Consider the following 15,752-nt stretch of genomic DNA (forward strand, 5'->3'; position numbering starts at 1 on the left):
TTCTGGCAAATTGGCAAGCACTACCCCTTGAACCACTGCGGAGATGTTCCATGCGCTTGCGCCACGTGCTGCTTGCGGCAACGCTGCTCGGCAGCGTCCTGCCCGCCCAGGCCTGCCGCATGACAATGGCGCTCGAGCAATGGCCGCCGTACCTGTATCGCGACGCACAAGGCAGCTATACGGGTCTGGACCTGGAATTGCTGCAGGCCATCTTCAAGGAAGCGCACTGCACCTTGGTCACCTTGCCGGAACTGCCCACGGCGCGGCGCCAGCTGCTGTTCCAGACAGGCGGACTGGACCTGATGCTGGCCGCGTCCGAAACGCCGGAACGCCAGTCCTACGCCCGCTTCTCCATCTCGTACCGCGATGAAGCCGTCGGCGTCTTCGGCAAGGCCGGCACGCCCGCCGCGCAGCGCCATGTCGGCAGCTTCGGCCAGCTGGCGCGCGGCAAGGCCACCCTGCTCGCGCCCAAGGTGGGCTGGTATGGCGCGCAGTACGCCGCGGCCCGTCCGGCGCTGGAAAAAGACGGCCGCCTGAATACCTTCGGCAGCTTCCGGCAAGGCATCCTCATGCTCGACGCGGGCCGCGCCGACCTGTTGCTGGGCGACGTGCTGGCCGTGCGCCACGAAGCGCGCCTGCAGGGCGTCGCCTTGACCACCCTGCCCTTCCTCGCCCTGCGCGCGCCCGTGCACCTGATGCTCAATGCGCGCAGCACCAGCACGGCCGATCTGGCGCGCCTGAACGCCGCCATCACGCGCCTGGAGCAGCGCGGCGTGCTGGCGGCGATACGCGCCCGCTACGACGCGCCGTAAGGCGATCAGCCCTTGCTGGCCGCCTCGAGGATTTCCAGCTTGGTCTCGCGGCCATTCTTTTGCACGCCCTGCGCCTTGTCGTAGCTCTCGATCAGCGCGCGGTACGGCGGCACGATGTGGTCCGTCATGATGGCGGCGAAATCCATCGCATCGGCGCGGTTCCAGGTGTTCATCACTTCAGCCAGCACGGCATACGTGTCGATCGGCACGGCGCCCGCCTGCGTGACGCGCGCCATGGTGATGTCGGTGGCCATCTTCGACCAGTTGCCCGAGGCATCGATGATGGCAAACACCTTGTAGCCGGCCGCCAGCGCGCTGATGGTGGGGAAGGCCATGCATACGCTGGTGAGCGTGCCGGCGATCAGCAGGGTCTTGCGGCCCGTCTTTTCGATGGCCTCGACCCAGGCAGGATTGTCCCAGGCGTTGATCTGGCCCGTGCGCGGGATGTAGACGGCGTCCGGGTTGAAATGGTGGATCTCCGGGATCAAGGGGCCGTTCGGGCCGTCGGGCACGGAAGCGGTGGTAAAGGTCGGCATATTGGCCAGGCGCGACAGCTTGGCCAGCGCCGTGACGTGGCCGCGCAGCACGTGCTGCTCGATGTCGCGCACCAGCTGGAACAAGCCGCTCTGGTGGTCGATCAGCAGCATGACGGCGTCGTCGGGATCGATCATCGGTGGCAAACCTTGGAAGTTGGCGGGGGTGCTCATGGTGGTCTCCTGAAAAACCATGCCGCGGGATGCGGCATGGGTACTGCACAAATGAATGACACAAACTATGTCGCGATGCGGGCGAAGCGGCCGCTGTTGAAATCCTCAAACGCCTGCGCGATTTCCGCTTCGCTGTTCATGACGAAGGGGCCATGGCCGACGATGGGCTCGTCGATCGGCTCGCCGCTGAGCAGCAGCACCACGGCGTCGCTGTTCGCCTCGACGGTGATGCTGTCGCCGTCGCGCCCGAACAGCGCCATCTGCGCTTCGCGCACCACGCTCTCGCCATTGACCAGCACCGTGCCATGCAAAACGATCAGCGCCGTGCTCCAGCCGGCGTGCACCGGCAGCTCCGTCAGCGTGCCCTGGGCCAGGCGCACATCCCACACCTGCATCGGCGAGAACGTGCGGGCAGGGCCATGCCGGCCGTCGAAGTCGCCGGCGATCACACGCACGGAACCGGCGCCGTCGGGCAGCGCCACCGCGGGAATCGTGTCGCTGGTGATGGCCTGGTAGCCGGGCGCCGTCATCTTGTTTTTCGCCGGCAGGTTCACCCACAGCTGCACCATTTCCAGCGTGCCGCCCGACTGCGTGAAGGCAGGCGAGTGAAACTCTTCATGCAGGATGCCGGCGCCGGCCGTCATCCATTGCACGTCGCCGGGGCCGATCACGCCGCCCTGGCCCGTCGAATCGCGGTGCGCCACTTCGCCCTTGTAGACGATGGTCACCGTCTCGAAACCGCGGTGCGGGTGCGAGCCGACGCCGGGCGGACGCGTGCCGGGCGCAAATTCGGCGGGGCCGGCATAGTCGAGCAGCAGGAAGGGGCTCAGCTGCTTGCCATGGCCGTTATACGAAAACATCGAGCGCACGGGAAAACCGTCGCCGACCCAGTGCTGGCGCGGTGCGCTGTAGATACCTGTGACTGTGTTCATCTCGATCTCCTGTTGGTTTGCATTACGATGGAAACAGAATACGCTTGCAACGATCAACGCGGTAGACGGTAAAATAGGCCATCAGCGTTCCAAAAATAGAACGATCAAGGAGGCGGCATGCAGGATTTGAACGATTTGTATTACTTTGTGCAGGTGGTCGACCATGGCGGCTTCGCCCCGGCCGGACGCGCGCTGGGCATGCCGAAATCCAAACTCAGCCGACGCATCGCGCTGCTCGAAGAGCGCCTGGGCGCACGCCTGCTGCAACGCACGACGCGGCATTTTTCCGTCACCGATGTGGGGCAGACGTTTTACGAGCATTGCAAGGCGATGCTGGTGGAAGCGGAGGCGGCGCAGGAAGCGATCGAACTGACGCGGGCCGCGCCGCGCGGCACGGTGCGCCTGTCCTGCCCCATCGCCCTGCTGCATTCCCTGGTCGCTCCCATGCTGGCCGGTTTCATGCGCGACCATCCGCAGGTGACCCTGCTGCTCGAAGCGAGCAACCGCCGCGTCGACCTGGTGGCCGAGGGCATCGACGTGGCCATCCGCGTGCGCCCGCCGCCGCTGCCCGACAGCGACCTGGTGCTGCGCGTGCTGGCCGAACGCAGCCAATGCATGGTGGGCAGCCCCCTGCTGTTCGCCGGCGCGCCGCTGCCGAAGGCGCCAGCCGACCTGGCGGACTGGCCCAGCCTGGCCCTGGGCATGCCGCAGCAGCACTACCAGTGGGATTTATATGGCCCCGATGGCGCGCGCGCCCAGCTGCGCCACGTGCCGCGCTTCGTCACGGGCGACATGCTGACCCTGCGCGACGCGGCCGTGGCCGGCGTGGGCGTGGTGCAGCTGCCGACCATGATGATCACCGAACAGGTGGCCAACGGCAGCCTGCTGCCGCTGATGGGACAATGGCGGCCGCAGCGCGAAATCATCCACGCCGTCTTCCCGTCGCGGCGCGGCCTGCTGCCGGCCGTGCGCGCGCTGATCGACTACCTGGCGCACAGCTTCGCCGCGCTGGAGGAAGAGTGACGGTTTTCGGGTACGATGGCGTACTCCCGAATCGCCTGGATACCGCATGCGTTTATTGATTCTGTCGGACCTGCACCATGAGCTATGGCGCGACGAAGCGCCGCAGGGCAACCTTGCGCTCAGCTGCCCCGACGCCGTGATCCTGGCCGGCGACATCGATACGGGTTCACGCGCCGTCGCCTGGGCCACCACCGCGTTTGCGGGCCTGCCCGTGCTGTACGTGCATGGCAACCACGAAGGCTATGGCCACCACCTCGACAAGGTGCGCCAGGAGCTGCGCGCGGCCTGCGCCGCCACGCCGAACGTGCATTTTCTCGACGCCGATACCCACGTCTTCACCGACCAGGCAGGCGGCAAGGTGCGCTTCCTGGGCGCCACCCTGTGGACGGATTTCCGCCTGCTGGGCGACGACACGCGGCAAGCGGCCATGCGCGACGCGGAAGCCGTCATGAACGACTACAAGCGCATCCGCATGGCCAACATGGGCTTTCGCAAGCTGCGCGCGGCCGATACGGCCATGTTCCACGCGCAGCAAAAAGCCTGGCTGGCGCGCGAACTGGCGCTGCCCTTCGACGGCCGCACGGTGGTCATCAGCCACATGGCGCCGTCGCTGCTCTCGGTCGATGATGCCTACGGCAGCGAGGGCTGCTCGCCCGCCTACGCCTCGCGCCTGGACGACCTGGCCGCGCAGGCGGACCTGTGGGTGCATGGCCATATTCACGTCTCGCGCGACTACCGCATCGGCCCGTGCCGCGTCGTAGCCAACCCCTGCGGCTACAAGACGCGCAGCGGCACGCCGCAAAATCCCCAGTTCAACCCGAACTTCATCGTCGAACTGCCGTTGCGTTAATCCAGCGCGCTAATCCTCGGGCTTCAGGCGTCCCGCCAGCAGTTGCTGCAGCCGGTGCTTGCCGGCCCGGCGCGCCGCGCGCGGCGACGCTTCCGACTGATGCGCACCGGCGCCGCCGCGCAGCCTGGCGGCCGCCACCAGCGGGTTGCGCGGCTTGGGCGGGATTTTCACTTTGATCTTCATGGCCACTCCTTTCAGCCCTTGATGCAGACGACCTGGCGCAAGGTATGCACCACTTCCACCAGGTCGCTCTGATGCGCCATGACGGCGTCGATATTTTTATAGGCGGCGGGGATCTCGTCGATCACGCCGCCATCCTTGCGGCACTCGATGCCGGCCGTCTGCTCGGCCAGGTCGAAGCGGTTGAAGCAGCGCTTCGCCTCGCTGCGGCTCATGCTGCGCCCCGCCCCGTGCGAGCAGGAGCAGAACGATTCCGGCTTGCCCTTGCCGCGCACGATGAAGCTGCGCGCGCCCATGCTGCCGGGGATGATGCCCAGCTCGCCCTGCCGCGCCGAAATGGCGCCCTTGCGCGTCACATACAAATCCTCATTGCCATGCGTTTCGCGCGCGATGTAGTTGTGGTGGCAGTTGATGGCTTCCCCGTCGAGCCGGAACGGCGGAGCAAACTTCGCCAGCACGTCGAGCACGCGGCGCATCATTTCGCTGCGGTTGAGCAGCGCGTAATCCTGCGCCCAATCCACCGCTTCCACATAATCGTCAAATACCGCGGAGCCCTCGCTCAGGTACGCCAGGTCCGCGTCCGGCAGCTGCAGCTGGTGGCGCCGCATGTCCTTCTGCGCGGCGGAGATAAAGTAACGGCCGATCACGTTGCCGATGCCGCGCGAACCCGAATGCAGCATGATCCACACCCGCTGCTCCTCGTCGAGGCAGATTTCAATGAAGTGATTGCCGCCCCCCAGGGTGCCGGCCTGGCAAATCCACGTGCGCTCGAACTGGCGCAGCATCTTGGCGATGCCCCGGTGGCGCTCGACGATGTGCGCCAGGCGGTCGCCGAGCGGCCGCACGGCGCGCGCCTGGCGCGAGCCTTGCACGCGGCTCCATTCATGTTGTGCGAAGCCGACGGGCACTTCCGCTTCGATGGCGCTGCGCAGGCGCGCCAGGTTATCGGGCAGGTCGCTGGCCGTCAGGGTCGTGCGCACGGCGTTCATGCCGCAGCCGATATCGACGCCAACGGCGGCCGGGATAATGGCAGCGCGCGTGGGAATCACGCTGCCGACGGTGGCGCCGATGCCGGCATGCACGTCTGGCATGGCCGCCACATGCGGATGGACGATGGGCAGGCTGGCGATATTGTGCAGCTGGCGCAGCGCCTGCGCGTCGATATCGTCGGTAAAGATATGCACGGGCACATGGGCGCCGTGCAGTGTCTGATGAATGGGCATAACGTCTTCCTTGGTATTGTCGTTATGCCGGGGTCGTCTAAAAGAAAAAAACCCCGGCGAGTTTCCTCACCGGGGTTTTGCAGGACACCGGCTCGGGATCGGCAATGTGCCGATGGCCCCGAGCGTCATGCACGGGGCTAGTGGTAGTACAACTTGCTGCCAGCCTGCTCGAACATGGGTTTCCTTTCTTTTGTCTGGTTAATCTGAACTGCGCTGAACTGCGGACGATGATTCTGCACCTTATGCTGCAGTGCGTCAACCGCTTTTCATGGCGAAGACGCCAACGTTGTTATTTTGTCGCAGCCGCTTTTTCCTTCGCGATGCGGGCATCGAGCTTGACTTCATTTTTGGCCGCGTAATTGCGGCACGCCTGCGCATCGATGAAAGGATTCGGCGTGACGCCTTCGAGCAATTGCGTCAGTTTCAGGTCGCCGCCCGAGTGGTCCGGGTGGGCCGAGATCAAAATGTCGCACGGCAGTCTGGCAAAGTCCTGCATGACGCGGCGGAAGGCCGGCGTCAGGTCCCCATGGCGTTCATCGCCCAGGTAGTGAAAATCGTCGGCCGCCACCGGCGTGAGGCTGGCGCCGAACACCACGTTCAGGCATTCCTGACGCTCGGCATCCTCGCACGAGACCCAGGTCCAGCTGGTGCTGCCCGGCGTATGGCCAGGCGTATAGCGCGCCGTGACGGTCACCTCGCCCAGTTGCAGGGTTTCGCCATCGGCGATCTCGCGCACGTTTTCCACGGCCGGCATGGGGTCGATTTCGCCCGCCTGCGGGTCCATGGCGAGTACCGAGCCCGCGCGCAGCGCCTGCGCACCGAGCGGGCTGGCGACCACCTGCGCGCCGCTGTCGCGGGCCAGCGCGGCGATGCCGCCCGAATGGTCGAAATGCGCTTCCGTATTCAGGATGAACTTGATGTCTTCCAGGCGAAAACCCAGCTCGAGGATATGTTCCTTGATGGCGGCCACCGACTGCGGCAACGCGCCATCGATCAGGATCAAGCCGTCGCGCGTATCGATCAGCACCACGCTCAAGCCGCCCACGCCCACGTAATACGTGTCGCCGTGGATGCGCGCCGGCTGCTGCGGGCGGTTCCACTGCGCCGCATACGGCGAGGCGATCGGCTGCGTCAAGGGATCGACGGCGGGCGTGGCGGCATGCGCGGCAAATGGCAGCGCCAGGGCGGCCAGCGCGATGCTGAGCAGGGACTTGGAAAGGAAGAAAGGCGGCATGCGGCTCCAGTAATGAGTGTGCGGTAATCGATGCCACAGAGTAACGTCGCTACCCTCGCGCGGTCAAGCAAGCCATCGTCCGCACTTGCGCTACGATAGAGGTCCATACACTTTCGTGCGCCTTGCCGCCCTATTGCCATGCGTTTGCTGATTCTGTCCGACCTGCATCTGGAAGTCTGGGGTGAAGACACGCCCGTCATCGACCTTGCCGCCAGCCGCCCCGACGTGGTGATCCTGGCCGGGGACATCGACACGGGCAGCAACGCCATCGCCTGGGCCGCGCGCACCTTCGGCGCCCTGCCCGTGCTGTACGTGCATGGCAATCACGAGGGGTATGGCCACCAGCTCGAACGCATGCAGGACGCCGTGCGCGACGCCTGCGCCAGCGCCAATGCGCAGGGCGCCAACATCCGCCTGCTCGACGGCGACGCCGTGACGCTCGATGGCGTGCGCTTCCTCGGCGTCACGCTGTGGACGGATTTTCTGCTGTTCGGCGCCGAGCGCCGGGATGAAGCCTTGAGCGCGGCGCAAAGCTACATGCCCGACTACAAGCGCATCAGCACGGGCGGCGACACGCCGCGCCTGCTGTGCGCCAGCGACACGGCGCAGCTGCATGCGCAGCACCGTTCGTGGCTGGAACGGCAGCTGGCGCAACCATTCGAGGGCAAGACGGTCGTCATCACGCACATGGCGCCGTCGATGCTGTCGGTGGAAGAGCAATACGCGACGAACCTGGGTTCGCCCGCCTTCGCCTCGCAGCTGGACGCGCTGGTAGCCCAGGCCAACCTGTGGGTGCATGGCCACATGCACGCCTCGCTCGACTACCGCGTGCAAGGCTGCCGCGTCGTCTGCAACCCCTGCGGCTACAAGCGGCCCGATGGCACGCCGGAAAACGATCGCTACGATTCCGGCTTTATCGTCGATCTCGCCGGCACGGTTTAATTTTTCCGATAGCGCAGCTGCACCACGCCGCTGGGCAGCTGGCGCGTGCCGTCCAGGCGCCAGTCGCTGCGCGGCAAGCAATCCTCGAACAGGCGCACGCCCTTGCCCAGCACCACGGGCAGCATGGACAGGGTCAGGCTGTCGACGACGCCCTCGCGCAAGGCGGCGCGGATGACGGCGCCGCCATCGAGATACACGTGGCGGCAGCCGTATTCGGCCAGCCCCTCCAGTACTTCACGCACGCTGCCCTCGCGGCGCTGCTCGCCATGGCGCGGCGCGAAGTCGCGGTGGCTCAATACCACCACGCGCTTGCCCGCATACGGCCACGGCTCGAATCCCAGCACGGCGTCATACGTGGTGCGGCCGATCAGCAAGGTATCGACCTGCTCCATCAAGGCAGTGTAGCCGGTGGCGTCGGGCGAGTCGGGCGCCAGCTCGGCCAGCCAGGACAGGTCGCCGTTTTCTCCGGCGATGCAGCCGTCGATGCTGATGCCGAGAAATACGCTGACAACAGGCTTTTTCATGGATGTTCCTTCAATTAATTCTACGGTGTAGAATTATGCCCATGAAAACCCCAAAACTTCAAGACCTGGAATCTCCCGTGCGCCGCGCCGGACGGCCGCGCCGCGTGTCGCCCGCGCTGGACAGCGCCGCCATCCTGCAAGCGGCCTTGGCCCTGCTGGAAGAGCAAGGCGAAGCGTTTTCCATGCGCGCGCTGGCGCAGCGGCTGGGCGTCGATGCCATGGCCCTGTATCACTATTACGCGGGAAAAGAGGAATTATTACTGGCCCTGATGGCGCAGCGTTTTGCCGCGCTCGATCCGCGCCAGCCGCCGTTTACGCAACGCCAGGGGCCGCAGCGTCGCCTGCTCGCGCTGTGCGCGCTGTACCTGGAACTGGTCAGCGCCACACCGTATTTCGTGCGCCTGATGGCACGCGGACTCGTGACGCAAGCCGATGTGGCAGAGCGCTTTACGGCGCTGTTCGAACTGGCCGTGGAGGCCCTCGATCTGGATAAAAAAACCCGCTTGCGCGGGCGCGATGCACTCGTCGATTTCCTGCACGGCTATGCGCTGGCGGGCAGGCCCGCCAGCGAGACGGCCTGGCATGCGTCCGTCGGCCTGATCCTGGCGGGCATGGCCGCCGGACGCACCGGTGGATGACGCCCGGCGGCCGGCCGTCCTACCGACGCATCAAGCCAGCAGCTTGAGCAGCGCCTGGGCGGCCGCTTCCGACGAGGCCGGGTTCTGGCCCGTGACCAGCAAGCCATCGGTGACGGCGTACGGCTGCCAGTCGCCCAGCTTCGAGTAAACGCCGCCGTTTTGCTTGAGCATGTCCTCGACGAGGAAAGGCACGATGGCCGTCAAGCCGACGGCGTCTTCCTCGGTATTCGTAAAGCCCGTCACCTGCTTGCCGCGCACCAGCGGCGAGCCGTCGGCCGCCTTCACGTGGCGCAGCACGCCAGGCGCGTGGCAGACGGCGGCGACGGGCTTGCCGGCGGCGATCATCTGCTCGATCAGCGCGATCGAGTGCGGGTCTTCAGCCAGGTCCCACAGCGGGCCATGGCCGCCCGGGTAGAACACGGCGTCAAAGTCGGCCGCCTTCACGTCGGCCAGCTTGCCCGTGTTGGCCAGCACGGCTTGCGCAGCGGCGTCCTGCTTGAAGCGGCGCGTGGCGTCCGTTTGCGAATCGGGCTCGTCGCTTTTCGGGTCCAGCGGCGGCTGGCCGCCGTTGGGCGAAACCACCGTCAGCTGCGCGCCCGCTTCCTGCAAGGCATAGTAGGGCGCGGCGAATTCTTCCAGCCAGAAGCCGGTTTTCTTGCCCGTGTCGCCCAGTTGATCGTGCGAGGTCAGTACCATCAGGATGTTCATGTTGTTTCCTTTTATGTCAGGGTTACAGTGCTGCTTCGAGGATACGGCGGCTACGCGCGAGGTCGATATCGCGGTGTTCGCCGAGGGAGGTCATGCCATGTGCTTCCAGTTGCGTCAAAACCGCTTCCACCGCTTCCTGGCCCAGCTGATAGGCCGACAAACGGGTCGGAATGCCCAGCCCTTCAAAGAAGGCGCGGGTGCGGGCGATGGCGGCGGCGATGCGCTCGTCGTCGCTGCCCTGCGTGATGTTCCAGACACGTTCGCCATATTGCAGCAATTTGCCGCGTTTCTGCTCGCGCTGCACGTCCAGCAGTGCGGGCAGCACCAGGGCCAGGGTGCGCGCATGGTCGATGTCGTACAGGGCCGTCAATTCGTGGCCGATCATGTGGGTGGCCCAGTCCTGCGGCACGCCGGCGCCGATCAGGCCATTCAGGGCCAGGGTGGCCGTCCACATCAGGTTGGCGCGCGTGGCGTAATCGTCGGGTGAGGCGACCGCCTGCGGCGCGATCTCAACCAGGGTCTGCAGCAAGCCTTCGGCAAAGCGGTCCTGCACCTTCGCCTGCACCGGATAGGTCAGATACTGTTCCGTGGTGTGAACAAAGGCGTCGACCAGGCCATTGGCTACCTGCGTGGCCGGCAAGGTAAACGTTTTGCCGGGGTCGAGCACGGAAAACTGCGGGTACAGCAGCGGGTTGCGAAAACTCAGCTTGGCATGCGTGGCTTTTTTCGTCACCACGCCGCCGCTGTTCATTTCCGACCCGGTGGCCGGCAAGGTCAGCACCGTGCCGAACGGCAGGGCGCGCTGCACGTTGGCGCCGCCGCGCTCGGCGATTTCCCACGGCTCGCCGTCATACAGGGCGGCCGCGGCGACGAACTTGGTGCCGTCGATCACGGAGCCGCCGCCGACGGCCAGCAGGAAGTCCAGCTTCTCGCTGCGCACCTGTGCCACGGCGCGCATCAGGGTTTCATAGCTGGGATTGGGTTCGATTCCGCCAAACTCCTGCACCGTGCGCTGGCCCAGCGCAAGAGCAGTGCGCACTTCGGCCAGGGTGCCCGTCTTTTCCGCGCTGGCGCCGCCGTACAAGATCAGCACGCGCGCATCGTGCGGCACCAGCGTGGACAATTTGATGACGGTATCAAGACCGAAGACGATACGGGTCGGGTTGTGGAATTCAAAATTCTTCATGCTGCTCCTTTATTATTAGACTGGTCGTCTAGAATGCGGTTCAAAAAAACGCGGATGTCTGTCATCCGCGTACCTGGCGCCCTTATTGATCCGGCGGCAGCTGCAGCATGGCCAGGGTCGCCCGCCAGGCCGTTTGCAAGGCGCTGGCGTCGCGCCGCAGCTTGGTCAACATGGCCGCGCCCAGCCACAGCTGGTACAAGGTGGCGGCCATCTGCGCCGGGTCGGCCACCGATGGCAGCGTATCGTCCACCCTGCCCCGCGCGATGGCCAGGGCCAGCCTGGCGATGATGCGGTCGGTGCCGCCAAGCAGCGCCACGCGCATCGGTTCCGACATGTCCGCCACTTCGCTGCTGAGCTTGACCACCAGGCAACGGCAGTCGCAGCCGCTGCCATCGAGGCTGTCGCTGGTCCAGCTGGCCCAATACGCCATCAGCGACTGCGCCGCGTTCCGGCCGGGCTGGCCCAGCACGCGCTCCATTTCGTCCAGGTAGCGCGTTACGTAGTCTTCCAGCATCGCTACACCAAACAATTCCTTGGACTTGAAGTAATGGTAGAACGAACCCTTGGGCACATCGGCGGCCGATAAAATCTCGTTCAGCCCCACGCCGGCAAAACCCTTGCGCGTGATGATGGCCTTGCCCTGGTCGATAATGTGCTGGCGCACGTCGGTGTATTCAGCTTTCATGCGGGGCATTGTAGCACAATTAGACCAGTCGTCTAGATCCATCTATTTCAATGCAGCGACGGCGAACTACGCGCGCTTGTCACGCATGGCGTCTTCACCAGGATTCTCGCGCAGATCGATGGCGCCATGGTCCTGGGCACGCCATTCGCGGCGCAATTGCGCCATCCTGTTGAAGGCGGCCCTCGCCAATTTCCACCAGGCGAACGGACGCGGATCGGCCAGCATGCTGAGCGCCCTGGAATAATCGAGCGTCAACCCGGGCGTCCACGCCATCGTCACGGCACGCTTGCGGATCTGGGCGGCTACCCACAACTCCGGCGTCGCCAGGATGCGGAAAAACACTCTCCAGCCTGCGCGATCCCCATACAGGCGGCCAACGGCGCCGTCGATCGCCGCCTCCAATGCCCGGGCAACAGTACTGGAACAATTACGATGCGTGAGATTGTAAGTCTCGTCGCAGCGATACTGTCGCCAGAAAGCCTGCAGCTGGCGCGGGTCGTAATTCCGGATACGGACCTGAACGGTGGACGGGCACCATGCCTTGGATTCTGTCGCATAATCCGGCTGGAATACGCCCGGCACGTCATTCTCCCGGGTGGCGCGCAGCAGGCGCCCGAAATCGTCCGGCGAACGGTCGATCTCTGTGCGCGGATACAGGCTGATATAAATACCTTCCGGCGATTCCAATGCCGCATGCCCGGTAGAGATCACGCCGTTGACATCGACTGCGGCGATATAGCGATCGACAATCGGATAATGTTGGGTCGGCGACCTGGCTGAACCGGCAGGCGTCCAGACATGCACCGTCAGCGCCTGTTCATGCTCCGCTGGAGGACCGTCCCACTCCACTTGGGTATATGCAGAAGCAAGGTGTTCATCCGGCTGGACTGCGGAATGCGCCGATTCCAACAGGGCCGGATTACCGCTCATGCGACGAACACGGCTTGCCAGCCCCATCAAATTGGCGCCGCCAAACATCAGAAACAGGCCCAGGCAATACGGTAGTGTTCCAACATAATGCGTCGGGTATGGCTGATAAAAGAAGATTGCCAGCGCAATCTCGGCCAGGCCCCAGGAAAATGCCACGCGCCAGCGCCGATAGCGGACCATGTAGGCAGAGACGCACTGTATCAGTCCGTCGGCGAGAAAAAGCGTTCCAAAAATCATCGATAACAGGAAATTGCCATGGTGGTGACCGGCGAAGATCAGCATCGCCGCCAGCACCACGGCGCAGCCTTTCACGTAGCGCAAGATGCGCTGTCCGCCGACGCCAGTCCATGCCACAGCCAGCGTTGCCAGACCTTCGACCAGGAACAGGTAAGCAAAAAAATTGATCGGGAAGTACATCGCATTGTCGAGCGCGTCAATAAAGATGACCAGGCCTGCGAGCAGCCATATCAATCCGATCAGCAGGATACTGCGCCAGCGCTTGCGTAGATATTCAACGCCCAATAACAGCAACACCAATCGAATCATGAATGCTCCTCCTGTTTTACCTGCAGCAGCAATACCCGGACAATACGCGTCAACTGGTCGTCATGGCCGTGAAAATACATGACGATGAACTTTCACATCATTTGAGAATGGAAACTGTCGCAATCCATGCATTAGCATAAAACATGAAATTCATCAGGAAAGTATCATAAAAGATAAAAATGTCAGGTTTGCTTGTCGGCAGCCGTAGCCGCACCAAGCAATCGTTATTGGACCCTGTTTTCAATCAGGCTCGCCGCGACGTCAAGACCAGCCCCCGTTGCAGGGGCGCAGCTGAGAAACTTCTTTTATATTCAATGAGTTGCGGCAGCGGCTGTAAACGTGGTCGTTTTCGCGCTGACCGGCCACCGCATTCTCATCGTCGATCGTCATTTCCGCATCAGATGGTGAAGGTCCGACGCGATGTCAGGCCCTGCCTTAGGCGAACTTCTTGAAATCCGGCTTCCTCTTTTCAAAGAAGGCCGTAAACGCTTCCTTCGCCTCGGCGCCGCCCAGCATGGCGCTGAACAGTTTGTTTTCCTCGGCGATGGCCGCCTTCATCGGTTCCATGCGGCTTTGCTTCATCAGGCGCTTGGTGGCGCGGATCGAGGCCGCCGGCAATGCCACCAGCTTGGCCGCCTGGCCTTGCGCGAACGTCATCAGGTCGTACAGGGGCACGACTTTTGAGACGAGGCCCATTTCCAGCGCTTCGCTGGCGGGGAAGGATTCGCCCAGCATCAGCTTTTCCGCCGCGCGCGGGTAGCCGGCCAGTTGCGTGAGCAGCAGGCTGGAGCCGAATTCCGGGCACAGGCCCAGCTGCGTGAACGGCATCGAGAAGCTGGCGTTGTCGGCCGCGTAGACGAGATCGCAGTGCATCAACAAGGTCGTGCCGATGCCGATGGCGGGGCCGGAGACGGCCGCCACCACGGGCTTGCTGCTGCCGTACAGGGCGCGCATGAACTGGAACACGGGACGGTCATGGTCGAGCGAGCCATCCTTCGGGCGCGCCGTCTTCATGAAGTCATCGAGGTCGTTGCCGGCCGTGAAAATCTCGCGCTTGCCGCAGATCAGGATGGCGCGTACTGCATCGTCCGTCTCTGCCGCCACCAGCGCGTCGGCCAGCGTCTGGTACATGGCGCCCGTGATCGCATTCTTGCGTTCCAGGCGGTTGAATTCCAGGGTCAGAATGCCCTCGCTCTTGCTGCACAAAATATCCATGTCATCTCCAAAAAGATAAAGGGCGCCGGGGTAATCCCGCAGCGCCCAAGTTTTGACTAATCTTAGCTGACCACTGACGTCACGACGCCTGGCAGAAGCGTAGCGAGCGGCAGCGAGTTGTGGCCGAGACGCGCAACTGTGCGAAGGCACAGTGAGCATCGCAGGCCGCGAATCGCAACGCGCAGTAGCTTATGCCAAGTGTCATCAGACGCGTTCGAAGATGCCTGCTGCGCCCATGCCTGCGCCCACGCACATCGTGACCATGCCGTACTTCTGCTTGGTGCGCTGCAGTGCGTGGATCACAGTGGCGGCGCGGATGGCGCCGGTGGCGCCCAGCGGGTGGCCCAGGGCGATCGCGCCGCCCATCGGGTTGACCTTCGATGGATCCAGGCCCAGGTCGCCGATGACGGCCAATGCCTGTGCGGCAAACGCTTCGTTCAGCTCGATCCAGTCCAGCTGGTCTTGCGTGATACCGGCGGCGGCGCACGCTGCAGGAATGGCAAATTTCGGACCGATGCCCATGATTTCCGGCGGCACGCCGCGCACGGCGAACGAGGAGAATTTTGCCAGCGGGGTCAGGTTATGCTCGCGCAGGATTTTTTCGCTGACGATCAGCAGCGCGCCGGCGCCGTCGGACATCTGCGAGCTGTTGGCGGCCGTGACGGTGCCCTTGGCGGCGAACACTGGTTTCAGTTTTGCCAGCGACTCCATCGACGAATCGGCGCGCGCGCCTTCGTCAGTGTCGACGGTGCGGCGCGATACGTCCACCTGGCCGGTGGCCAGGTTCGGCGTGCGCGTGATGATTTCCACGGGCGTCGTTTCCGCCTTGAAGAAGCCGGCTTGCTGCGCGGCGATGGCGCGGCGGTGCGATTCGACGGAGAACGCGTCCTGCTGTTCGCGCGACACTTTCCATTGCTGCGCCACTTTCTCGGCCGTCAGGCCCATGCCGTAGGCCATGCCGATGTTTTCGTCGCTGAACATGTCCAGGTTCATCGATGGGTGGTGGCCCATCATCGGTACCATCGACATCGATTCGATGCCGCCGGCGATCATCACGTCGGCTTCGCCCACGCGGATGCGGTCGGCCGCCATGGCGATGGCCGTGATGCCCGAGGCGCAGTAGCGGTTGACGGTGACGCCACCGACGGTTTTCGGCAAGCCGGCCAGCAGCACCGAGTTACGCGCGATATTGAAGCCCTGCTCCGCTTCCGGGAACGAGCAGCCGATAATGGCGTCGGTGATCAATGCCGGGTCGAGGCCAGGCGCTTGCGCCAGGGCCGATTGCAGCACGCGCACCAGCAGGTCGTCCGGGCGAGTGTTTCTGAACATGCCGCGCGGCGCCTTGCCGATCGGGGTGCGGGTTGCAGAGACGATGTAGGCGTCTTGAAGTTGTTTGCTCATTTTGTTCTTTCAAAGA

17 protein-coding genes are annotated in these 15,752 nt (G+C 64.2%); 5 read left to right on the forward strand and 12 right to left on the reverse strand.

What is annotated here, in order from left to right; genetic code table 11:
• The first annotated feature begins 50 nt into the window (after nt 1-50).
• Nucleotides 51-812 carry an ABC transporter substrate-binding protein gene (locus IGS60_RS25440; protein ID WP_121668368.1) on the forward strand — a complete coding sequence of 254 codons (762 nt, stop codon included), beginning with the start codon at nt 51-53 and terminating at the stop codon, nt 810-812.
• Between the two features lie 5 nt (nt 813-817).
• On the opposite strand, the gene IGS60_RS25445 is transcribed toward IGS60_RS25440, so the two are convergent.
• Together IGS60_RS25445 and IGS60_RS25450 are read right to left on the reverse strand one after the other, a co-directional pair.
• Nucleotides 818-1,519 (reverse strand): isochorismatase family protein, encoded by a 702-nt coding sequence (locus tag IGS60_RS25445; RefSeq protein WP_230506563.1) that lies wholly within the window; start codon nt 1,517-1,519, stop codon nt 818-820.
• Nucleotides 1,520-1,584: 65 nt separating this feature from the next.
• The gene (locus IGS60_RS25450; protein WP_230506564.1) at nt 1,585-2,451 is read right to left on the reverse strand and encodes a pirin family protein; all 867 of its coding nucleotides are present in this window, start codon (nt 2,449-2,451) and stop codon (nt 1,585-1,587) included.
• Nucleotides 2,452-2,568: 117 nt separating this feature from the next.
• Here IGS60_RS25450 and IGS60_RS25455 point away from each other — a divergent pair, with 117 nt between their 5' ends.
• Together IGS60_RS25455 and IGS60_RS25460 are read left to right on the forward strand one after the other, a co-directional pair.
• On the forward strand, nt 2,569-3,474 hold the full coding sequence (locus tag IGS60_RS25455; RefSeq protein ID WP_230506565.1) for a LysR family transcriptional regulator: 906 nt from the start codon (nt 2,569-2,571) through the stop codon (nt 3,472-3,474).
• A gap of 46 nt (nt 3,475-3,520) precedes the next feature.
• Entirely contained in the window at nt 3,521-4,324 is an 804-nt protein-coding gene (locus IGS60_RS25460) for a metallophosphoesterase family protein (protein ID WP_230506566.1), read from the forward strand.
• 9 nt (nt 4,325-4,333) lie between these two features.
• Here IGS60_RS25460 and IGS60_RS25465 read toward each other — a convergent pair whose 3' ends face one another.
• The 3 genes from IGS60_RS25465 to bla all read right to left on the reverse strand — a co-directional run bounded on the left by IGS60_RS25465 (nt 4,334) and on the right by bla (nt 6,961).
• Nucleotides 4,334-4,507 carry a hypothetical protein gene (locus IGS60_RS25465; protein ID WP_230506567.1) on the reverse strand — a complete coding sequence of 58 codons (174 nt, stop codon included), beginning with the start codon at nt 4,505-4,507 and terminating at the stop codon, nt 4,334-4,336.
• An 11-nt stretch (nt 4,508-4,518) separates the two neighbouring features.
• On the reverse strand, nt 4,519-5,727 hold the full coding sequence (locus IGS60_RS25470) for an RtcB family protein (RefSeq protein WP_230506568.1): 1,209 nt from the start codon (nt 5,725-5,727) through the stop codon (nt 4,519-4,521).
• A gap of 289 nt (nt 5,728-6,016) precedes the next feature.
• The gene (gene bla / locus IGS60_RS25475) at nt 6,017-6,961 is read right to left on the reverse strand and encodes a subclass B3 metallo-beta-lactamase (protein WP_230506569.1); all 945 of its coding nucleotides are present in this window, start codon (nt 6,959-6,961) and stop codon (nt 6,017-6,019) included.
• A 138-nt stretch (nt 6,962-7,099) separates the two neighbouring features.
• Here bla and IGS60_RS25480 point away from each other — a divergent pair, with 138 nt between their 5' ends.
• Nucleotides 7,100-7,903 (forward strand): metallophosphoesterase family protein, encoded by an 804-nt coding sequence (locus IGS60_RS25480; protein ID WP_230506570.1) that lies wholly within the window; start codon nt 7,100-7,102, stop codon nt 7,901-7,903.
• Here IGS60_RS25480 and IGS60_RS25485 read toward each other — a convergent pair.
• Nucleotides 7,900-8,427 (reverse strand): dihydrofolate reductase family protein, encoded by a 528-nt coding sequence (locus IGS60_RS25485; RefSeq protein ID WP_230506571.1) that lies wholly within the window; start codon nt 8,425-8,427, stop codon nt 7,900-7,902. The genes IGS60_RS25480 and IGS60_RS25485 overlap by 4 nt on opposite strands.
• Nucleotides 8,428-8,468: 41 nt before the next feature.
• On the opposite strand from IGS60_RS25485, the gene IGS60_RS25490 reads away from it, so the two are divergent.
• On the forward strand, nt 8,469-9,065 hold the full coding sequence (locus IGS60_RS25490) for a TetR/AcrR family transcriptional regulator (RefSeq protein ID WP_230506572.1): 597 nt from the start codon (nt 8,469-8,471) through the stop codon (nt 9,063-9,065).
• A 30-nt stretch (nt 9,066-9,095) separates the two neighbouring features.
• Here the strand turns inward: IGS60_RS25490 and IGS60_RS25495 are convergent, their stop codons facing one another.
• The 6 genes from IGS60_RS25495 to IGS60_RS25520 all read right to left on the reverse strand — a co-directional run bounded on the left by IGS60_RS25495 (nt 9,096) and on the right by IGS60_RS25520 (nt 15,736).
• The gene (locus tag IGS60_RS25495; RefSeq protein WP_070312539.1) at nt 9,096-9,773 is read right to left on the reverse strand and encodes a type 1 glutamine amidotransferase domain-containing protein; all 678 of its coding nucleotides are present in this window, start codon (nt 9,771-9,773) and stop codon (nt 9,096-9,098) included.
• A gap of 22 nt (nt 9,774-9,795) precedes the next feature.
• Nucleotides 9,796-10,959 carry an iron-containing alcohol dehydrogenase gene (locus IGS60_RS25500; protein ID WP_230506573.1) on the reverse strand — a complete coding sequence of 388 codons (1,164 nt, stop codon included), beginning with the start codon at nt 10,957-10,959 and terminating at the stop codon, nt 9,796-9,798.
• An 82-nt stretch (nt 10,960-11,041) separates the two neighbouring features.
• Nucleotides 11,042-11,644 carry a TetR/AcrR family transcriptional regulator gene (locus IGS60_RS25505; RefSeq protein WP_070221625.1) on the reverse strand — a complete coding sequence of 201 codons (603 nt, stop codon included), beginning with the start codon at nt 11,642-11,644 and terminating at the stop codon, nt 11,042-11,044.
• Nucleotides 11,645-11,710: 66 nt separating this feature from the next.
• On the reverse strand, nt 11,711-13,120 hold the full coding sequence (locus tag IGS60_RS25510) for an HdeD family acid-resistance protein (protein ID WP_230506574.1): 1,410 nt from the start codon (nt 13,118-13,120) through the stop codon (nt 11,711-11,713).
• 435 nt (nt 13,121-13,555) lie between these two features.
• Nucleotides 13,556-14,335, reverse strand: coding sequence for an enoyl-CoA hydratase (locus IGS60_RS25515; RefSeq protein ID WP_070221627.1), 780 nt, complete (start codon nt 14,333-14,335; stop codon nt 13,556-13,558).
• 204 nt (nt 14,336-14,539) lie between these two features.
• Nucleotides 14,540-15,736, reverse strand: a complete 1,197-nt coding sequence (locus IGS60_RS25520) for an acetyl-CoA C-acyltransferase (RefSeq protein ID WP_070221628.1) — start codon at nt 15,734-15,736, stop codon at nt 14,540-14,542.
• Between the last annotated feature and the right edge of the window lie 16 nt (nt 15,737-15,752).

The organism is Janthinobacterium sp. FW305-128 (assembly GCF_020858135.1).
In the GTDB taxonomy this organism is placed as follows: domain Bacteria; phylum Pseudomonadota; class Gammaproteobacteria; order Burkholderiales; family Burkholderiaceae_D; genus Janthinobacterium.